This is a genomic window from Okeania sp. SIO2B9 (assembly GCF_010672505.1).
GTDB lineage: Bacteria > Cyanobacteriota > Cyanobacteriia > Cyanobacteriales > Microcoleaceae > Okeania > Okeania hirsuta.
This window is the reverse complement of sequence record NZ_JAAHGK010001391.1, coordinates 1-1,904: the sequence shown is the minus strand read 5'-3', so window position 1 is coordinate 1,904 and position 1,904 is coordinate 1. Positions and strand designations below refer to the sequence as shown.

Genomic DNA, 1,904 nt, shown 5'->3' with positions numbered 1-1,904 from the left:
GCCGATAGCTGATGGCTGACGGCTATTACTTTTAGTTCAGATAAAAGCTTTATTAATTGTCTTACTACAAAAGTTGGCTCCCTTATCCTGAAAGTCAGTTGTTAATTTAAACACTATTCCATAAGAGAGAGTCTTGTTGCTGTTAACGCAGTTCCTCCGGAGGAGGCTAGCTGACAGCTAATAGCTGTTTGCGCAGCATTCCGGAGGAAATGCTTACCGAATTATTTAGTTATTAATAATTAATAATTAATAACTAAATAATTCGCGCCTTGAAGCCTCCCCTTTTAAGGGGAAAAAAGCGGTCGTTAGCGTAGCGCACCCGTTGGGTGGGATGGCGAGGTATCCTCGCTGTCCGACCATCGACCAAGACAGCGGTCGTTAGCGTAGCGCACCCGTTGGGTGGGATGGCGAGGTATCCTCGCTGTCCGACCATCGACCAAGAGAAGAAATAATATTTCCTTATATTCAATTCCATAGCGGTTAAAACCCGAGGTAATTATCAATTATCCATTATCAATTATCAATTAATGAAATAGCAATCCCAAATCATTTGCGATAATTTTATTACTTTGATTTTTCAATTTAAAAAGTGCTGTAAAATTGTTGTGACTGTACCTCAAAAACCTGAAATACACTGTAAAAAATGGTTAAAGCTACAGTAAATATTGTTTTTCTCAAAATTATCAAACAACATTAAAAGCTTGCAACATTAATGTAATGATGCCTACTATCTACAACCAAGGGAATAACGAGTTGCCACCCCCGTTTTGGAATTAACACCTGTTGCTTGTTGACATAATTTTCTAATTTGCGCTCCATCTAACAAAGCATCTGTAAAGTCTGCATCTGTAATATCAACAGCATCAAAAGTCGAGCCTAACATTATTGTTTCCACAAACACCCCATCAGTTAGATCGGCATTAGTAAAATCAACTAAGTCTGCCATAGCATAAGTTAAATTCGCTCCATGTAAATTTGCTTTAGTTAATGTCGAATAACTAAAAATAGCTCCCCGTAAATCGGCATCTGTAAAATTAGTTAGTTGAAGATTCGCATTAGAAAATTCTGCGGACTGCAACACTTGGCCAGAAAAATCTTTTCCGGTAAGTTGGGCATTGCTATAAGAGAGGGGTGGTGGGTAATATTGAGCTTGAGCTAGGGTTGGCCACAAAAACAAATTCAGTGTTAATAAAAAAGTAGCAATTTGATGCAAAATCATAGTAAATGGTTTATTAATTAGACTATCTAACTTAGTTTATCTTAAATTAGGCCACATAATTTTTAATTGCGATTTAGGAGGTTGAAAGAATAAGTATGGCAAGTTTTTTCATCACTTGGTTAATGGCAACCTTATCACTTTTAATTACAGCTTTTGTTGTACCTGGTGTGAGAGTTGATAGTATTCCGGCAGCAGCAGTTGCAGCAATTGTTTTGGGGTTAGTAAATGCGTTTGTGAAACCAGTTTTAACAATTTTAACTTTGCCTCTGACAATTTTAACTTTAGGGTTGTTTTTATTAGTAGTAAATGGAATTTCTCTTTCATTGGCAGGATATTTTACTCCTGGTTTAGAAGTTGATGGTTTTTGGCCTGCAGTTTTGGGGGCAATTGTGTTATCTTTTGTTTCTAGTTTTATTGGCGGATTTGTTAATAAACAGGAAGAATCTCAAGATATTTAATCAGTAATCAGAAGGAAGAAGGAAGAAGGAAGAAGGAAGGAACAAGAAGGAAGGAGGAAGAAGGAAAAATATTACGTTGTCGGAGTTTTAGAGCTTCTCAATCTTTCCGTTCCTTTTCCTTCTACTGTTATATGTCTAAATATATCTACAGCAAAAAACGAATGGGTGTTTGACTTAATTCGTAAAAAAAAGCTGAAAGCTGATTGCTGATTGCTGAATGCTTACCA

At 36.7% G+C, this 1,904-nt stretch carries 2 protein-coding genes; one reads left to right on the top strand and one right to left on the bottom strand.

Features of this window, described 5'->3' with window-relative positions; genetic code table 11:
- Window positions 1–727: 727 nt before the first annotated feature.
- Window positions 728–1,219, bottom strand: a complete 492-nt coding sequence (locus F6K13_RS31060) for a pentapeptide repeat-containing protein (protein WP_124155433.1) — start codon at window positions 1,217–1,219, stop codon at window positions 728–730.
- 95 nt (window positions 1,220–1,314) lie between these two features.
- Between F6K13_RS31060 and F6K13_RS31055 the strand changes: the two genes are divergently transcribed.
- Entirely contained in the window at window positions 1,315–1,677 is a 363-nt protein-coding gene (locus F6K13_RS31055; protein ID WP_124155434.1) for a phage holin family protein, read from the top strand.
- Window positions 1,678–1,904: the final 227 nt, after the last annotated feature.

Bases quoted from the DNA above. Each gene is read 5' to 3' on its own strand.
- F6K13_RS31060 (WP_124155433.1), bottom strand. From the start codon at position 1,219: ATGATTTTGCATCAAATTGCTACTTTTTTATTAACACTGAATTTGTTT.
- F6K13_RS31055 (WP_124155434.1), top strand. From the start codon at position 1,315: ATGGCAAGTTTTTTCATCACTTGGTTAATGGCAACCTTATCACTTTTA.